The organism is Sulfitobacter sp. HI0027, assembly GCF_001634775.1.
Lineage (GTDB): Bacteria > Pseudomonadota > Alphaproteobacteria > Rhodobacterales > Rhodobacteraceae > Sulfitobacter.
This window is the reverse complement of the sequence record NZ_LWER01000176.1, coordinates 1-205: the sequence shown is the minus strand read 5'-3', so window position 1 is coordinate 205 and position 205 is coordinate 1. Positions and strand designations below refer to the sequence as shown.

1 pseudogene is annotated in these 205 nt (G+C 59.5%); it reads right to left on the bottom strand.

From position 1 onward, the window contains the following. Window positions 1–205, bottom strand: a pseudogene (locus A3722_RS24780) (glycosyltransferase family 2 protein); the annotation flags it as partial.

The following is a 205-nucleotide window of genomic DNA, read 5'->3' as shown; positions in this document are numbered from 1 at the left end:
GCCCAATGACTGTGAAGTGTTTGATAATCCAACCAGAAGGGCGGGTTTTGCACATCCGAGAATAGGCCAAAGTCGGGGGCATCCTCAGCAGGTTCGAGCGCGCCTTGCCACCAGTTGCCACGCTCCGCCAAGGCTAGTTCCTGCGTCAGCGGATGGCGCCGGCCTTCGGTCACGGCAAAGGAATAATGCGCGGTGAGAAGGCGAG